The organism is Bacillus sp. D48C (genome assembly GCF_053345735.1).
In genome coordinates this window covers 1-1,388 of sequence record NZ_JBKFAQ010000040.1, presented here as the reverse complement: position 1 = coordinate 1,388, position 1,388 = coordinate 1, and the positions used below count along the sequence as shown (strand labels likewise).

2 protein-coding genes are annotated in these 1,388 nt (G+C 35.8%); both read left to right on the top strand.

Going from position 1 to position 1,388, the window contains the following annotated elements; translation table 11 throughout:
• The first annotated feature begins 414 nt into the window (after positions 1–414).
• Positions 415–675, top strand: a complete 261-nt coding sequence (locus tag ACLBXA_RS29355) for a hypothetical protein (protein WP_242305052.1) — start codon at positions 415–417, stop codon at positions 673–675.
• Positions 668–1,388 (top strand): MobP2 family relaxase (gene mobP2, locus ACLBXA_RS29350; protein WP_447617741.1); only part of this gene is annotated, 721 nt, incomplete at its 3' end. The genes ACLBXA_RS29355 and mobP2, both read left to right, overlap by 8 nt.

Sequence of the window (1,388 nt, the reverse complement as noted above, 5' to 3'; positions counted from 1 at the left end):
AGAAAAAACGGAAACACAATCAAAAATAGCATCCCTAGAATCAAAAATAAAATCATCAGAAAAGAACGTGGAATTGTTTAAAGGAGAACAAAAAATCGCACGAGATAAAATCAAAAAGTTAGAGCAAAAGGCACAAGAAATTAATAAAAAGTGAAAAAAGTCATGTCGTCAGTGAGTACTCACCAGTGATATTTGAGTACTCACTGAGTGCTCATCTGTTAGTTTTTGTATCGTCAGTGAGTACTCATCAGTTTAATTTGTGTCATCAGTGAGTACTCACCTAGAGGATTTTCTTGCCCCCATCGTTTCGCTAGGCTCCGCCTAGCCCCACACCCTCGGTGGGGGCAGAAACCCCTTATGCTCTTCTCACTATTTTTTGATCTCTACCCAGAATTGTAGAAAGGAGCCGAAATTGTGAATCTAAAAATAAGAGATATAGATCCAGTTGCCTTAAAGAAAATAGATGAAATGGCAAAGAAAAAGGGAATATCCCGACAAAAATTTTTGAAAGCTCAAATTGAAATGCTGGCATTTTTTCAGCAACAAAATAAAAGGGAAATGGAATTAGAAAATCTCATTGAAAAGAACATCCATATGATGAGTGATTGTTATAGCACAATGGAAAAAATGAATGAGTTTATTCAGATGATGATGCAGGATGTTGAAAATGAGTAGTGCCGTTCCTGTTCAGTCTTCCGTCACACCAGGTGTGGTTTTAAAAACGAAATTTGTTTTACCAGGTTCGAAAGCCTTTCAGAACTATGTTGATTATGTAGATCGGGAGGAAGCGAAAAGTGAAGTGAAGTTGAATCCGAAAATGTTCGAAACGTATCAAGACTACATGGGGGATTCAGAAAAGACATCAGCACTATTTACGGAACACGCAAATCGTTTAACAGAAAGTGAGAAAAAGTCCTTAAAGGAAATGTTTAAAACCGCTCATGAGAATGGAAGCATCATGTGGCAAGATGTCATTTCTTTTCATAATCCCTGGCTAGAGAAACAAGGCATTTATGATGAGAAAACAAAAACGTTGGATGAGAAAAAGTTAAGGGATGTAACAAGGCTTATGATGAAGGAAATGCAAAAAAGAGAGGGTTTGGAAAAAAGTTCTATTTGGTCGGCAGCCATTCACTTTAATACAGATAATATTCATATTCATGTAGCAACTGTTGAACCATTTCCAACAAGAGAACGTGGTAAAAGAAAACCAAAAACATTAGATGCAATGAAGGGTAAAGTCGTAAATAATTTGTTAGATCGTAAGCAGGAACAAAAACAAATTAATGATTTGATTCGAAACAATATGGTGGGAAGGAAAAAAGAAGATTCCGTTTTTGATTGGCGTAATCAACATTTGAAACCATTGTTTTTACAAATCTATAAAC